This window comes from Paenibacillus aestuarii, assembly GCF_027789125.1.
Classification (GTDB): Bacteria; Bacillota; Bacilli; order Paenibacillales; family NBRC-103111; genus Paenibacillus_E; species Paenibacillus_E aestuarii.
Genome location: NZ_JAQFVF010000076.1, coordinates 1 through 14,764 on the forward strand (window position 1 = coordinate 1; position 14,764 = coordinate 14,764).

Genomic DNA, 14,764 nt, shown 5'->3' on the forward strand with positions numbered 1-14,764 from the left:
AACACCACCTACATGGGCAGCTTTCAGCAACTGGTGAGTGCCCTGAGGGCCGACATAGCCAGCGGTATGTGGATCAAATCTTGAATCCGTGAAAAACGAATTAACGCCGTAATAGTGGATGCGGGTTTCCAGCGATTGCTGGTGCCCGCATTTTTTTTCATGCTCTATAATAGTGACTTGAAGAAAAAAACGACCGCTGCTTGTTAATGGATTTCATTAAGCGGCGTATTAACATACGTAACCGGCTTGCTTGGATGAAATAGAAGCATAGGAAGGAGGAAAGCGAATGGAGAGCGTCCGAGTAAACAAGGACATATTCAGGGAGCGAACGGACAAGCTCCGTGCTGCCGGAGAGGTTCTGTCAACCGAACAATTTTCCCGGATCTATGAACAGTACTTTAACCGCGTGTACAAGTATATTTATTACCGGATTCAGAATCAGTATGAGGCGGAGGATGTTTGCAGCCAAGTGTTTGAACGGGTGATTGTCAATTATGGCAGCTTCTCCGAGGAAAAAGCCGTATTCGAGGTGTGGTTGTTCGCCATAGTACGGAATGCCGTCACCGATTACTTTCGCGCCCGGAAAAAGAGATTTCATTTTTCCTTGGATTCGATTACCGAGTTGATCTGGCCGAAGCCTTCTCCCGAGGAGCTAGCCATCCAGGTTGACGACCATCAGGCGCTGTTTCAAGCGTTTGCCAAGTTGCGCGACAAGGAACGCAACATCATCGCTATGAAGTTTGCCGCCGGTCTCAAAAACTCGGAGATTGCGGCACTCATGGGAGTAAGTGAATCCCAGATCGGTGTCATTGTCTACAGGAGCTTGAAGAAGCTGCATAAATTTTTGGGGACAGGGGGGTTGATGGATGAATAATAAACAAGACCTCAAACCATTTGAGGATGTGATCGATTTGCTTGAAAATACAAAGCTTGATAATCCATTGGCGAAAGAGCGGATTCACAGGCGTCTGGTACATAAGATCGAGACGCAAACCATTTCACAGAAAAATACGATGAGGGACGGGATAACAACGATGAATAGAACATGGAAAACGGCTACTGTGGCTGTACTTGGTGTAGTGCTGATTGGCGGAGTGCTGTCTACAACCTCCTACGCCCAAGGTATGATGCAATCGATCTTGGCGAAGTTTCATGTAGGCAATATGGACATCGTTCAAGTCGATAAGGAGCTTCCGGCGTCTGCCAAAAATGCCTCCGCCCAGAAGGAAGGGTCCGAAACCGATAGAGTGGAGCTGCCGACGCGGCCGACGATGACCGTGGACGAAGCCCGTACCGCCGTGGGAATGAATTTTCCGGCTCCATCCTGGATGGCTGACTTCAAGTATGTCAACACCGTCATTCACGGTAAGACGATGGTAGAGGTGCAATACGCGCAAGGCGAAAAATCCGTGAATTTCTTGATTTCGCAAGGCGGCAAGAACGGAATTGAAACGACTGGCGAAGTGAAAACTGAAATGATCGATGGGACCAAGCTGTATTTTGCAAATGGAATTGTTATCTGGGAGGACAAGGGATTTACGGTGGAGATGTATGCGATGGATGATTTCGATGCGGATACGCTGAAGAAAATCGTCAAGAGCTTCGGCGTTGGCAAGCCCTTGACGCAAGAGCAAATTAATAAGTCGCAGTCCAATGTAGACAACTTGATTCAAACGCAGCGAGCGGCTCCGGCTCCTGCGGCTCGTCAATAAAATTGGACTCAAGTCGTGCAACATTTGTTATCTTCCAACCGTTTATGCGTGAATACGTTGATAAGTATGTTGCCAGGCTTACAATTTAGCCGGGAGGCACAAAAAAACATCATTCAAAAAATGAATGATGTTTTTTGTTTTTAATAAATGCCCGTTTCGCGCAGCAATGTCCAATGACACAAAAGTACCTACATTTAGACACCGACTTCTAGACGATTAAACCTAATCACTATTGGATGTTAATACTTTTCGGGACGATTGGTTCGGAATAAGATTTTTCCAACGCACGAAACCGAGGAATTTAATAATGAGAAAGATCATTTTTGGTAAAAATATAAAAAAAAAAACAAATTCTACGCAAAAAATGTTTATAGGGGTGAAACGGATGTCTAAAGCATGTGATTCTGCTCTTTCAAACGACCTGTATGGGAATGTTACTGTTCTTCGTTCCATATTTGCCGATTGCGAAGATGCTGTGTTCCATGATATTTCTGTACGAGAAACCGTAAAATCCTCGATTATTTATATTCAAGGATTAACGGACACGGCCCAACTTGACCTGTGCGTATTGAAACCAATTATCGAAGCTTGGAAAACAGATCTAAATCTTTCAGACATCAGAGAGCATGTTGCTATTACCGATATTAAAGAGATAACTTATTTTGAAGACATCGTGCAAATGATTACTTCTGGTAATCCTGTTATGCTCGTTCAAGGAGTTTCAAACGGGTTTGTTTTCGGCCTCTCTAAGTGGGAGCAGCGATCGCTGGAAGAGTCACAGGCTGAGTCAGTCATACGTGGAACAAGGGAGAGCTTTACAGAAACTCTCGGAACGAATATGGCTCTTCTCCGGCGTAGATTAAAAAATCCTTCATGTAAAATGAAAAAAATGACTATCGGACGTTATTCACAAACGTCGGTTGTTTTGGCTTATATCGAGGGAATAGCGGATCCTCGATTGATTACGGAAGTTCAAGAAAGATTGAGAACGATTGATGTTGATGGCGTTCTTGAAAGCGGTGTGATTGAAGAATGGATCGAGGAAACTAATTACTCTCCCTTTCCCCAAATGCAGAACACAGAAAGGCCGGATGCCGCGGCAGCTGCGCTTTTAGAAGGCAGGATTGTTATTATCACAGATACAACGCCCTTTGTACTGATACTACCCACTACATTCTTTTCATTCTTTCAGTCTCCTGAGGATTATTATCAACGTTTTCCAATTGGTACAGCGATTCGTTGGGTTAGGTATTTGTTTGTGTGCGTCTCACTAATTGCCCCATCTACATACGTTGCTGTTCTGACGTACCACCAAGAAATGATCCCGACCACATTACTTTTACGGATAGCCAAATCACGCGAGGAAATTCCCTTTCCGGCATTGTTTGAAGCTTTTTTGATGGAAGTTACCTTTGAGGCTTTACGGGAAGCAGGAGTTCGTCTCCCTAAACAAATAGGCGCTGCAGTAAGTATCGTCGGCGCCTTGGTCATCGGCCAGGCTGCGATCCAAGCTGGGTTGGTTTCTGCACCGATGGTAATGGTTGTAGCGATCACAGGTATTTCTTCCTTCATGATTCCGCAGTATTCGGCAAGCATCCCATTGCGGCTGCTTCGCTTTCCGTTGATGCTGCTGGCGGGTTCGTTCGGCTTGCTTGGCATGATGCTCGGTATTTTAGCAATCATTAGTCACATGTGCATCCTTACGTCATTCGGTGTACCATATATGTCCACTATGGCGCCAATGAACGTCACGGAGATGAAAGACGTCCTGATTCGTGCACCTTGGAAACAGATGCGTAAACGTCCTGCTTTCTCTCACGCCCTAGATCGAAATCGGCTGAAACTCCCCTCTGAAAATGATAAGGGGGAACAGGAGTGAGAAAAATTGCATATTCGACACGTTACGGCTTTATGCTAGCCGTATCGATTCTATTGCTAACGGGCTGCTGGGATAGGAGAGAGGTGAACGATCTTGCATTGATCATCGCCACAGGGATTGATCTCGGGGAAAACAACCAAGTTGCTGTAACTATTCAAGTATTTATTCCAAGCCCTTCAGGAGGGAGCCAAGAAGGAAATGGCCAAGGCAATATTTTTTTGCTAATGAGTTCAGGAAGTACCTTGTCCGAGGCATTATCTGAACTTCAGAAAAAACTTCCACGTTCTTTTTTTTGGGGGCACAGCAAAATATATGTTTTGGGTGAGGCGCTGGCAAAAAGAGGATTTGCTGAAGAACTCGACTTTTTATGGCGGGATGTCGAACCTCGGGAGGAGTCTAAAGTGCTGATAGCCGAAGGAAGTGCAAGGGAATTGATGAAATTGGTTAATGAGCAAAACACGATTGAAATCATCGTGAAAATGGCCAAATCGAGAAACCTGCAGAAATTTACTTTAACAGAAGTAATGAAAAAAACGGCATCTTCTGCGAAAGCATGCATTCTACCGCGGATCACAAACATGGTTGTCATGTCGGGCAAGAAACAAAGCGGGGTACTAAGTATCGGGGGCTTTTCCGTTATCAAGCAGGAAAAGATGGTCGCTGATATGGATAAGGGAGATTTTGATTCGCTTAACCGGTTATACAATTTACCGACTTATTCTACGATTACTATTTTTCCTGAGAACAAAACCAATCCGATTACTATTGGTTTAAAAGGATCGAAGTTTCATTTGGAGCCAAGTATTCAAGGAGAGAAATGGAAGTTGAAGATTAAATTTAAGGCAGATGGTTACATTGAGCAAAACACGACTACTATTGATCTATTTTCACCTAAAGATCAATTAAGACGGCTGGAAGCGAACGTCAATCAAGAACTCTCTGCCGAAATTTTGAAGTTAATAAAGCATAGCCAGCAACGCTGGAACGCTGACATATTAGGGTCCGCAGACAGCTTCCGTCGTCATTACCCTATGGAATGGAAAACAGTAAACTGGGACGAGCGTTACAAGAAATTGGAAGTAAGTGTGGAGACGGACTGCCGTTTACGTCGTGCCGGTATTTCCGACCTGCAACAAAAGATGCTCCATAAGAAGGAGTGATAGTATTGATTAAAAATATGCAAATCAACGGACGTCAAATGTATTGGCTTCTTATTTCCAATCAAATGGTCATGACGATTTTATTAACGATTGCGCCCGGATTGAATCACGCAAAACAGAATGCTTGGTTCTCCATACTGATTAGTACAGCAGTCGGCGCAGGAATCGCTTATTTATGCTCGTGGGTTTGTATGCGTTATCCCGGAAAAACGTTGGCAGAATTCAGTTGCGAAATTTTGGGGAAATCGATTGGAAAAGTCATTACTTTTGCTTATTTAGCGGAATTTCTCCTCACGTTGTCCTTCATTCTCCGACAATATGGAGATTTTATTATCGGTACGATTTTGCCGCGAACGCCTATTTTTGCAGCAATTGTGTTGATGATTTGTACCGTACTGTATTTGAGCATCCACGGAATAGGTGGAATTGGCCGTTGTAGTGAGATCGTGGGGCCATTTTTACTATTAGGCTTTTTACTCCCGGTTCTGTTAAGCATCGGCAAAATAAAACTGGAGTATCTCCTACCAGTTTTGACCGATGCTAATATGTCTGACATTATTACAGGAGCGCTTCCTGCCTCGACTTTTTTGGGGGACTGTATGCTCATATTTGTTATCGGTGGATTTGTGGATGGCCGCAATCAATGGATGAAAAATGCTATATGGGGAGTTGTGTCAACAGGTCTACTTACTGCAATTTCGACAATTATAGTTACTTGCGTCTTTACCCAAGAGGTAGGAGGGTCGTTTGCTTACCCGTTTCTCATGCTGGTTCGATCCGTTACGATATACGGGTTTATTGAAAATCTTGACGTAATAGCCATTTCCATCTGGATCATGAGTATCTTCGTTAAGCTGTGTGTATATTTGTTCGTTTGCTCCTACACAGCAAGTCAGCTTTTTCAAATTCGAAAGTGGGTGCCTCTTTGCATCGGAGTAGCAGCAATTGCTTCTATCCTTGCTATGCTGCCTCGGAACTATGTAGAAGCATCCGTCATATTCCCCTTTCACGTAGGTACTCGCTGGATTTTTCCGATTTTTATGATCGGAATACCTTGTATCTTGTGGCTCGTATCTTTTGTAAGGTTAAGATCTCAAAAGGTATAGTCAATTCTTCTCTATACGAAATTGGCTAGCTGCCCAGCTGTAATCTTTTAGATCAATAAAAGAGAAACAAACCAACTCGAGTAGTTGGCGACAATAACCGAGCAAGGTGGTTTAAGAGGGTATTATTTCGTAACCGATGGAAGTATCAAACCCTTAATGGTTGAATGGCAAGTTCTTGTCATCCGACAAGGAGAGGACAGCCTTAGACAAGTGTCGGGTGACAAGAACGTGGTTACATTAAAAGACGCATGTAATGCGACTTTTTCTTTTTATGTCCTCAAGTTCTTGTCAAAATCAGATGACAAGAACTTGGGGACATTCCCGATTTTGACAAGAACATTATGACATTCCCGATGGATCGCGATAAGATATGGATGGCTATGTATTCTTAATCACTTTAGTTTCTGGTTGATCTAACTGATGGAGTGCTGGATAATCAATCTTCCCATCACAGCATATTGTAATGAAACGGGTTTAGGAAAACGGATCCCGGGGAACATAATTTGACCTGTTGAATTTGACGTTTGCGAAAAGGAATAAAAAAATCCGACCTCCCCTAGAGTGTCGGATTTTTAGTTATGTGTAAAGAAATGTCACGAGGAGTGGTTGAATATTTGGTTGGGGAGCGAGCAACTAAGCTAAGAGACGTTCGTTAGCTATTTAAGGCCGAGTCAAGGTTTACTCGGCGAGTTTTTGTGGGCGAATAGCGATAATATGGGACAGTTGTTTTGAGGCATCAGAAGTCTTGCACTGTGGGACGCAGAACGATCTCGTTTATATCGACCTCCGCAGGCTGTTCGATGACAAAGGCGATTGCTCGTGCCACCGCGCTAGCGGGAATAGCCAATTTGTAGAAATCCATTACGGTGGATTGAGACGTGCCTGTTGTGCTGAATTTCAGATCGCTATCTACCGCCCCAGGTTCGATTGAAGATACGCGAACCTTGTTGCCGACTTCATGACGCAGGCCTTCGGAAATCGCGCGAACCGCGAATTTCGTACCCGAATAAACGGTGCCACCTGGCGAGAAGACTTTAATACCAGCAACCGAGCTGATGTTGATTATATGGCCGCTTTCCTGGGCAAGGAAGACTGGCAGGACCGAGGCAATCCCGTAAAGAACCCCCCTGAGGTTGATATCGATCATCGCGTCCCATTCGTCGGTGTTCACCTCTGCCATGGGACGGATCGGCATAACGCCGGCGTTGTTAATGAGCACATCCAGTTTTCCGAAATCGGCAATGACCGCATCGACGACAGCCTTAAATTGTTCCTTCTCGACCACATTAAGGGTATATGCTGCGGCTTTGCCGCCTGCCTCTGTGATTTGTTTAACCACCTCATCAAGCTTGTCCTTCCGGCGCGCAGCTACCGCCACTATTGCTCCTTTGGATGCGAGGTGACGCGCGGTCTCAGCTCCGAGACCAGTACCGCCACCCGTGATAAGAACTACCTTGTTTTTAATACCTTCGCTCATCAGATATCTCCTATCAAATTATTTTGGGCTGGCTCCTTATTGAAGTTTTAGGAGCTACGGCAAATAAAATGTGATCCTTAGGACTCATAAAGCCGCAAAATGAAGGCCCGTTAAAGATTAGGTTACTCAAGCGACGTTCGGATTATTAGTGCACACCTTGATTAACATTTTTTCTATATTGACCAATAACTTATGTTTCTAAAATCATCTCTAAGGCGCTCGAGCTATTCGGACGTGTAGACATTTCAGTCAATAATGCTGGCATCATGAAAACAATGCGATCGCGAACGTGACATAGGAGATATTCGATCAGCATTTTGCGCACAACGTGAGGGACATATTTCTCTTGCCAACAAGCAATGAAGGATATATCGCCAGGAGGAACCATCATTAACTTCTCTATGTGCATCTCTGGTACGATGCTCCCGACGTACAGCGTATAAGCTTCAACGAAAGGCGTGGTCGAGCAATTGAAACGCCAACTGGCCAAGTAAGATGTCCGGAGACACAAACATGAGTGCTCTTAGATTCCCGTAATTCAAGGATTTTTTAATTCAAAGCACCCATGTTTGCGAGCCCACGACACAAACATATGAGCATAATCGCGGTGGTAGTTTAGGTAGGATTAGTAAATGTTTTTTCACGTGGCGATAAGCTTAATTATTAAATGCAGATTCATACGGTGTTATACATAGAAAAAGGCATAGTAAAGAGCCGTCGCACTAGCACGGAAGTGTAATCCATATATTCCATTGTTGTTACTTTGATGGGGTCTCTTTGCTTTGTAGATGCCAACCATCTGGTTGTTGGCTTCCGTTGTAACTTTAAGTATCTGCATTTCAGATAGATATTATCAATAATCTATATTTCAAAGGGGAAGAGGATTCATTGTATAATGACGAAGCAGCGGTAATATAAAATAAATGTGATTTATACTCACCAGGGGGGAACTGTTAGATGAAAAAGATCATCATCTTTGTATTAGCGATTATTCCTTTTATCGCTCAATTGATAGCGCTGCCATTGGTAAATAGAATATATCCTTTCATTTTTGGGATCCCATTACTTCATTTTTGGCTACTTTTATGGATGATTCTGACGCCGTTTTTTACTTTGACGATTTATCAGATTCAGAAACGGTCAGGGGGGTTGAATCATGAGCACTAATTTGATGGCCTTTTATATAACAGCAACCGTTGTTATTCTCGTCATGTTGATTGGCTTTGCAGCAGGTCGGAACAAGTCATCAAGAAGCTCTGTTGAAGAATGGTCCCTTGGTGGAAGAAAATTGGGCAGCTTGTTCGTTTGGTTCTTGATTGGTGCAGATATTTATACAGCTTATACATTCCTTGGACTTACGAGCTCTGCTTTTAAAGGTGGAAGCATCGCCTTTTTTGCAACTCCTTACGTAGTGCTTGCGTATCCGATTGCCTATTTCTTTTTACCTAAACTATGGAAAGTCGGGAAAGCCCATTCATTTAGTACCTTAGCCGACTATGTTAAAGGCAGATTTGAAAGTAAAACTCTATCTGTATTAATCGCGATAATTGGCGTTTTTATGCTAATCCCATATATTGATCTCCAGCTAAGCGGGATATTAGATACGATTAAGATAGCGAGTAATGGGCAAATTAATGTTGTCTTAGTGGTAATTGTTTCTTTTTCTTTAGTAGCCTTATATACGTTTTTTAGTGGAATTAAAGCCCCCACTTACACAGCGATTATTAAGGACATTTTGGTTTGGGTCATCATGTTATACATGGTTGTGACTATTCCTATGATTCATTTTGGAAGCTGGGGAAGTATGATAGATACGGTAGTAGCTAAGTCACCTCAAATGTTAACAATTTCTTCGTCTAATACAAAGGGGATTCCATGGTTTTCTACTGCTGCGTTAGTATCTGCTTTGGCTTTGTTCATGTGGCCGCATACAGTTACAGGCATATTTAGTGCAAAAAGCGCCGAATCGCTACGGCAAAATACGATTATCCTTCCTTTTTATAATATTGTATTGATACTTGTAACTTTTCTTGGTATCACAGCGAGTCTTGTAGTAGCGAAAGGAACAGATCCACGCTACGTCTTTCTAATATTGATTCATCAGACTTATGGAGGTGTGATGCAGGGCTTGGCTTACTCAACCATAGCGCTTGCATCTCTAGTACCTTGCTCTATAATGGCCATTGGGGCATCCAATTTATTCGCAAATAATATTTATAGAGATTTGATTGCACCTAAAGCCAGCATGAAAACATTAACCGGTGTTACCCGCTATATGGTCTTTCTGGTTATTGGACTGGCTTTGATTTTTGGATTAATGTTTCCCAATGCATTGGTCTCTCTTCAACTTATGGGAGTTTCAGGTATTGTGCAGATTTTCCCTGCCGTTGTCTTCAGTTTATTTTGGAGAAACCTTTCCAAAGAAGCGGCTATATCTGGTTTGATTGCAGGTATGCTTACAGTATTCCTTGTTTATGCAAGCGGTCAAACTTATGGCTTGTATGAAGGATTTTGGGGGTTCTTCGTCAACATTGTAGTACTCGGATTGGTAAATATAATTTATTTGAAAAAAGCAAAGATTCGTACTAATTCGGTCATGGAAACAATTTTTGACTCGAAAAACATGATTAAATGAGGAAAAATGTGGCCAAGATGGCTTTGAAAGCGATCACTTACATGCATAGCGTTGAAAAAACCCATCGTCAAAGTGAAGTGACGATGGGTTTTTGTCGGGAATGGGATAAAGTTCTTACTTGATTCTGTCACACATAAAAGATAAATATTAGCATGTTCCTAAAATATTTGCTAAACAAACAAAATCACTTACTATTAAATTAGGTTTAGTTTTAATTTTATTTTGTGGTTCAACATAACCGCCGCTATACTTACCAAATTCAAAAGGACGAGGAATATAGGCAGTTGAAATACCAGCATTAGCAGCACCGTCCAAGTCAGCAGGATGTGCTGAAACCATCAATATTTCTTGAGATTTTCCACCGAGAAGATTCACTGCATCCATATAAATGGTTGGGTCAGGCTTGAATTTATTAAACATTTGACCTGATATTATAAAATCCCATGGTAGATTCCAGTATTTCTCCATATCTAATAAAAGTCTAAAATCACCATTAGAGAATGGGCCTAACATATATTTTTTGCTTAATTGTAATAATCCAGGTAAAGAATCGCACCATGGTGTTAAGCGATGCCATATTAAGTTAAGTTGTTCTATATCCTCTGGGCTAATAAAAGTGATTCCATAACGCTCAATTAACTCAAGCAATTTCCTTTTATTTAGCACATCAATTTTTTCCACGGGTCTTAAACCCTTTACTATCTCATCAACTGCATTAGTATAACCTTCCACTCTCCATGAATTTGCAAATGAATGCCAGTCTATTGAGAAACCATACTTATTTCCTAAACAAATGCCAGTTTCTACAATAGCACCATGCCAATCCATTACAGTACCGAAAGTATCGAACATTATAATTTTTATTTTTGAAATATCCATCAGAACCTCCGGTGATGATTGGAATGTAAACTGTATTATTATATGATTTATCATGAATTAATATGGCTAAATTCCTAACACATCATGCATAAAACCAGGAATATAGAGCAAACTCAGGAAAAAATGGTCTTAGAGTAATAGAGGAGGATTGGAACCCCAGTTGATCTATATATGTACCAGTAACCCCTAACCATCTTATCGTCAATATTTAATTCGGGGTCGTACCCCTAATCATGGTTTAGGTGTAGGTAGACGAACAAAATAGCTTTCAGGATCTATGCTCCTCTTACATGAATGTTCGATACGGTATCGTTGATATCATGTCCCATGTCTTCGAAAGTATTTTCATGCTTCTAGTAATGCACCTCTCCAAGAAAGAATCGGTGAAGCGATTCTTCGTACCGTCATCGAGACAGCACCTAAGCTCGTGAACAATTTGAACAATTACGAATATCGCGAAGTCATGTTGTTAAATGGAACATTAGCCTTAAACGACTAACTGCAATGGGTGTTAAACCGGATTGGGCGACGCATCTAATCGAACATGCTGTATCGGCTGTCCATGACATACCACATGGCGGGGGACTCGCGATACTCTTCCCGCATTGGATGGAACACGTCGCGGCTGTGCGTCCGGAGAAAGTCGCACAGCTGGGTGTTCGTGTATTCGATTTGAATCGGACAGGACAAACGAATGCTCAATTGGCATCGGAAGCGATCTTGTCTCTAAAGAAATTTTGGACATCCATCGGAGCACCTACAAAATTATCGGACTATGGAATAGATGATAAGGAAATTGAACTGATGACGGAAAGGGCTATGCTCGCAGAGCAAGTAGGTAGCTATGTTCCTCTTACAAATAAAGACATCAGAAAAATTTTGAGAAATTCTTTATAATGGAATTATCAGAGGGGCTGTCTCATAAGAGATAGCCCCTTGTTGACTTAGATAACTTAGAATGCTGCGAAGTCGGTGAGTTTTTTTGTTCGTATTGGAATAGAAGCGCAGATATCTAATAGGAGGAGTTTGATTGGAACGTGTATACATAGATTCCAATGGCACAAAAGAGCTTATTTAAAAGTCGTCGGGTTCCTTTAATTTGATTATTACTAACTGTGAAAATTATTTTCATTTATACACTTATAAGCAAGGCTGCTTTGAAGCCCAGATTGAGAGCATTTTATAACGTCAAAAACATTTTACCGGAGGTTAAGTTTACGCTGTTTCAGTATGGCGATAATTAGCAGAAAAAGCGGTAACCCGGTGATGAAAATTGGGAGAACAACGTTTTTCCAGAATCTAGGGAACGACATTTGTGATACCACGATGTTATTTGGAGAAAGTGCAATCAGAAATAAAATGACGGCGGCAATTCCTGTCATCTTTCTCCACCTTATAATTCCAAATAATTTGGCTGTACCGTAACTGGTCATGAACAAATACATGGATAGCTTAATGAAGATGCTGAAGATTAAGACGTTCACCGCGAGCACGTCAATATTTTGAATGAATTCCATAACGGATACATATTGACATATCGAATAAACGGGGTAGATAAAATAAGTTGGCAGTACGGGACCAATAATCATACAAGTACTTGCCGCCATTACGACAAGCAATATGCCAGCTAATGCAACCCCACCAATTGCTGTAACGGTGACTTTTCGTTGTGTAGGCAGAAATCCAACCAGCATTAATACTGCGATTGACTCTCCAAGGAAAGATAACGTCCCAAGGCTTCCTTTTACTACTGAGCTGAAACCATTCATAGGAGTTAATGGTAAGAGTCTATATGGCTGGAAATCCTTTGTTAAAAATATAGTTATCAAGATGATTGTTCCTACGATGAAGGGACCGATGATCTCACTGCAACGTCCTAAGGTTTGGATGCCGCCATTTACAGTGTAGACCATCATCACGACCATCATAATCATAATGACCCAAATCGGTGTTTTGGAGAACAGCGTCATAAACACGAAATCCGCGTACTCCCGAAGAATAATACCCCCAACTGCAAACCAAATCGCAAGATACAATACGAAAATCACTTTACCGAACCACTTACCGATAATATCGGATACGAATTCATCAAACGTTTTTCCGGGATACAATAAACTCAATTTAACGGATATGTAGGTGATGACAAGGCTCGCCAGGAGAGCCAAAAACACCGATAACCATGCCACTTGGCCGCTTTCATTGAAGGCATCTCCGATAGCCAGTAATGCAGTCATTCCAATTTCCATCGTTACGAGCAGCCAGAACAGCTGATTCAAAGACAGTTTCATGTGATCCCAACTTTCATTTGACTTGAATCGAAGAATTTTGTTGTCCGAGTTGTTTGATTTCCAAATTAGTTCGAACGACGAATTCGGAATTAACGAAGATCGTATCCCAATCCTTTTTGTGTTGTTTCCAATAGTTTGGATGTTGTCGATACAACGTTTCTCCAATGCCGAGCACGTCTAACTTATATGTTTTCTGCACCTTTTCGATGAGCTGAAGCATCTGCTTGCTGATCTCCTGATTGAATGATTCTTGAAGTTTCATTAGATTGGAATAATTAGATAACACAAGCGACGTATTGTTTTCTTTTATGACGATATGCCCTTTAATTGCAATCTCAATTCGAATTTTGTCAGAATCCAAGACTGTAATGCGGATTTTGCTTTTCGGTTGGAAGACGACTCCGGATGATTGGCCCTGAAGTTCGCTCGTGAGAACTATATATTTGCCTAATCCAAGGATCCAGTCTCTATTGTGCGCTTCTTCATTGTCTAAGTATCCCACCAACTGATTGTCGTGATTGAATATAGCACGGCCATAGAACATCATCGTTGGCTTAGCAAGGCCAGGGGGAAATATTTTCTGCATGACAGGCAGCGTTGGCGAGCTTCCTTCTCCCCTGGAAGCTATTAAATATTCAACTAAAGAACTTCCGACTATACCTCCGGTAGCCTGATGAATTTTGATAGGCGCCATTCCCGGGAGCTCCTCTAGTGGATAGTTGACTTTCATAATATCCATCGCAGTACCGTCTTTCACTACCCATATATCTGTCCGAAGCCTGCTATCCGGATCGTGAGTATAAGAGTCAAGAATTTCAGATATTCCGCTTTTTGCAAGCTTTTCTCCAATGAATAGATTGCGTCTATGCCCGCGAGTCATCGACCTGGAAAGGTAACGCTGCATAATCTCGATCGAGTCATAAATATTTGTGCCGCTGCTTGTCTCAAGAAAATAAGACGGTTTCGATGATGCTCGTCCTTCCCCCGTTTTGGAGGGAATAAAAAGTTGAGCAGTAGCAAGGTAACGTTTGCCCTTACCTTCGTCCAAATCAATCCCGCCTGCAAGATCAAAAACCTGATCATTCAGCTCTTTTCGATCCCAGCAGCCGCATAATAGACAGGCGAGTATCAGTATTGATATGCAAACTTTACAGCTCCCCTTCATTACTATTCTTCCTCCTAAACACGGACAGTCCATATCTGATTCGGCTAGTATGCGTTCGTGGGGCTCTGATGAATACATCACTCAATTGCCGGGGACGTAACGGGGAGACAGGGGACAAATATGGAACGCCGAATGGCTCCAATCGGGCCATGTGCGCTAAAAGCCCGATCGTTCCCATAGCGACTCCATATAGCCCGAACATCCCTGAAAGGAGAAGCATCGGAAATCGAAGGATCCGGAAAGCGATGCTCATGTTGTAACGAGGTATGGCAAAAGAAGCAATGCCGGTCATCGAAACAACGATTACCATAGGTGCAGATACGATTCCGGCTTGGACGGCAGCTTGTCCGATGACAAGTGCGCCTACGATGCTGACTGCTGAACCAGTCGCCTTGGGCAAACGAATTCCCGCTTCACGGAGTGCCTCGAACATGAATTCCATCAATAATGCTTCAATGACGCT

General features: G+C 42.4%; 14 protein-coding genes. 9 read left to right on the forward strand and 5 right to left on the reverse strand.

Features of this window, described 5'->3' with window-relative positions; translation table 11 throughout:
* The first annotated feature begins 286 nt into the window (after positions 1-286).
* The 5 genes from O9139_RS26015 (at position 287) to O9139_RS26035 (ending at position 5,857) form a co-directional block, all read left to right on the forward strand.
* Positions 287-874: a sigma-70 family RNA polymerase sigma factor gene (locus O9139_RS26015; RefSeq protein ID WP_270881629.1), complete on the forward strand. Its 588-nt coding sequence runs from the start codon at positions 287-289 to the stop codon at positions 872-874.
* Positions 867-1,712, forward strand: a complete 846-nt coding sequence (locus O9139_RS26020) for a hypothetical protein (RefSeq protein ID WP_270884669.1) — start codon at positions 867-869, stop codon at positions 1,710-1,712. The genes O9139_RS26015 and O9139_RS26020 overlap by 8 nt, the downstream gene beginning before the upstream one ends.
* Before the next feature lie 307 nt (positions 1,713-2,019).
* Positions 2,020-3,591 carry a spore germination protein gene (locus tag O9139_RS26025; protein ID WP_270884670.1) on the forward strand — a complete coding sequence of 524 codons (1,572 nt, stop codon included), beginning with the start codon at positions 2,020-2,022 and terminating at the stop codon, positions 3,589-3,591.
* Entirely contained in the window at positions 3,588-4,751 is a 1,164-nt protein-coding gene (locus O9139_RS26030; protein WP_270884671.1) for a Ger(x)C family spore germination protein, read from the forward strand. Before O9139_RS26025 ends, O9139_RS26030 begins: the two co-directional genes overlap by 4 nt.
* Before the next feature lie 5 nt (positions 4,752-4,756).
* On the forward strand, positions 4,757-5,857 hold the full coding sequence (locus tag O9139_RS26035) for a GerAB/ArcD/ProY family transporter (protein WP_270884672.1): 1,101 nt from the start codon (positions 4,757-4,759) through the stop codon (positions 5,855-5,857).
* A gap of 736 nt (positions 5,858-6,593) precedes the next feature.
* Here O9139_RS26035 and O9139_RS26040 read toward each other — a convergent pair.
* Complete coding sequence (locus O9139_RS26040; RefSeq protein WP_270884673.1) at positions 6,594-7,334, reverse strand: SDR family oxidoreductase; 741 nt, start codon at positions 7,332-7,334, stop codon at positions 6,594-6,596.
* 957 nt (positions 7,335-8,291) lie between these two features.
* Between O9139_RS26040 and O9139_RS26050 the strand changes: the two genes are divergently transcribed.
* Together O9139_RS26050 and O9139_RS26055 are read left to right on the forward strand one after the other, a co-directional pair.
* Entirely contained in the window at positions 8,292-8,501 is a 210-nt protein-coding gene (locus tag O9139_RS26050; RefSeq protein WP_270884674.1) for a DUF3311 domain-containing protein, read from the forward strand.
* A complete protein-coding gene (locus O9139_RS26055; RefSeq protein WP_270884675.1) occupies positions 8,491-9,969 on the forward strand; it encodes a sodium:solute symporter family protein in 1,479 nt (492 codons plus the stop codon). Before O9139_RS26050 ends, O9139_RS26055 begins: the two co-directional genes overlap by 11 nt.
* Before the next feature lie 147 nt (positions 9,970-10,116).
* Here O9139_RS26055 and O9139_RS26060 read toward each other — a convergent pair whose 3' ends face one another.
* Positions 10,117-10,848, reverse strand: coding sequence for an HAD-IA family hydrolase (locus O9139_RS26060; RefSeq protein ID WP_270884676.1), 732 nt, complete (start codon positions 10,846-10,848; stop codon positions 10,117-10,119).
* Positions 10,849-11,239: 391 nt separating this feature from the next.
* Between O9139_RS26060 and O9139_RS33530 the strand changes: the two genes are divergently transcribed.
* Positions 11,240-11,347 (forward strand): hypothetical protein, encoded by a 108-nt coding sequence (locus tag O9139_RS33530; RefSeq protein WP_456299770.1) that lies wholly within the window; start codon positions 11,240-11,242, stop codon positions 11,345-11,347.
* A gap of 5 nt (positions 11,348-11,352) precedes the next feature.
* Complete coding sequence (locus O9139_RS26065; protein ID WP_270884677.1) at positions 11,353-11,745, forward strand: dehydroquinate synthase/iron-containing alcohol dehydrogenase family protein; 393 nt, start codon at positions 11,353-11,355, stop codon at positions 11,743-11,745.
* Positions 11,746-12,047: 302 nt separating this feature from the next.
* On the opposite strand, the gene O9139_RS26070 is transcribed toward O9139_RS26065, so the two are convergent.
* The 3 genes from O9139_RS26070 to O9139_RS26080 form a co-directional block, all read right to left on the reverse strand.
* Entirely contained in the window at positions 12,048-13,136 is a 1,089-nt protein-coding gene (locus O9139_RS26070; RefSeq protein WP_270884678.1) for a GerAB/ArcD/ProY family transporter, read from the reverse strand.
* A 13-nt stretch (positions 13,137-13,149) separates the two neighbouring features.
* Positions 13,150-14,301 carry a Ger(x)C family spore germination protein gene (locus tag O9139_RS26075; RefSeq protein ID WP_270884679.1) on the reverse strand — a complete coding sequence of 384 codons (1,152 nt, stop codon included), beginning with the start codon at positions 14,299-14,301 and terminating at the stop codon, positions 13,150-13,152.
* Positions 14,285-14,764 (reverse strand): spore germination protein (locus tag O9139_RS26080; protein ID WP_270884680.1); only part of this gene is annotated, 480 nt, incomplete at its 5' end. The genes O9139_RS26080 and O9139_RS26075, both read right to left, overlap by 17 nt.

Excerpts from the sequence above, each read along its gene's own strand:
- O9139_RS26015 (WP_270881629.1), top strand. The coding sequence starts at position 287 with ATGGAGAGCGTCCGAGTAAACAAGGACATATTCAGGGAGCGAACGGAC.
- O9139_RS26020 (WP_270884669.1), top strand. The coding sequence starts at position 867 with ATGAATAATAAACAAGACCTCAAACCATTTGAGGATGTGATCGATTTG.
- O9139_RS26025 (WP_270884670.1), top strand. The coding sequence starts at position 2,020 with ATGAGAAAGATCATTTTTGGTAAAAATATAAAAAAAAAAACAAATTCT.
- O9139_RS26040 (WP_270884673.1), bottom strand. The coding sequence starts at position 7,334 with ATGAGCGAAGGTATTAAAAACAAGGTAGTTCTTATCACGGGTGGCGGT.
- O9139_RS26050 (WP_270884674.1), top strand. The coding sequence starts at position 8,292 with ATGAAAAAGATCATCATCTTTGTATTAGCGATTATTCCTTTTATCGCT.
- O9139_RS26055 (WP_270884675.1), top strand. The coding sequence starts at position 8,491 with ATGAGCACTAATTTGATGGCCTTTTATATAACAGCAACCGTTGTTATT.
- O9139_RS26060 (WP_270884676.1), bottom strand. The coding sequence starts at position 10,848 with ATGGATATTTCAAAAATAAAAATTATAATGTTCGATACTTTCGGTACT.
- O9139_RS26065 (WP_270884677.1), top strand. The coding sequence starts at position 11,353 with ATGGGTGTTAAACCGGATTGGGCGACGCATCTAATCGAACATGCTGTA.
- O9139_RS26070 (WP_270884678.1), bottom strand. The coding sequence starts at position 13,136 with ATGAAACTGTCTTTGAATCAGCTGTTCTGGCTGCTCGTAACGATGGAA.
- O9139_RS26075 (WP_270884679.1), bottom strand. The coding sequence starts at position 14,301 with ATGAAGGGGAGCTGTAAAGTTTGCATATCAATACTGATACTCGCCTGT.